Source organism: Vibrio sp. 970 (assembly GCF_033339075.1).
The window spans coordinates 1-511 of record NZ_JAWOTW010000852.1 but is presented as its reverse complement, the minus strand read 5'-3'; the positions used below and the strand labels follow the sequence as shown (position 1 = coordinate 511).

The following is a 511-nucleotide window of genomic DNA, read 5'->3' as shown; positions in this document are numbered from 1 at the left end:
GGGATTATAGCGTGAAATTACCTATTTCAGCAAAACTCTCGTAAAGTGCGTACAGGAGATACAAACAATAAAGAATGATGGATAATTTACCCCTTCGACTTGGTTTAACCATGTGGTCTCACAACCAATGGCAACAAAGCTTTTACGGTAGTGGAACTAAACCTGCTGAGCGTTTAGAAAAATACGCTCAGGTATTTCATACTGTGGAAGGAAATACCACCTTTTACGCCACTCCGACACACAACACGGTGCAAAACTGGAAAGCCGCGACTCACGACGATTTCAAATTCACGTTTAAGTTGCCCAAAGCCATCACCCACGAACAAATGCTCAAAGGCTGTAGCGAGCAGTTACGTGACTTCATGAAAGTCATGGAGCCGCTGCATGAACGAGTCGGTCAATGGACGATTCAGCTTCCTGCCGCTTTTGGTCCCGAACACCTCGATAGACTGAAGAAGTTTTGTGCCAGCTTCCCACCGAATTTCCCACTTGGGGTTGAAGTGCGCCACAT

1 protein-coding gene is annotated in these 511 nt (G+C 46.0%); it reads left to right on the top strand.

What is annotated here, in order from left to right:
- Positions 1–77: 77 nt before the first annotated feature.
- Positions 78–511: DUF72 domain-containing protein (locus R7Q11_RS29550; protein WP_225467385.1), on the top strand; the 434-nt coding region annotated here is incomplete at its 3' end.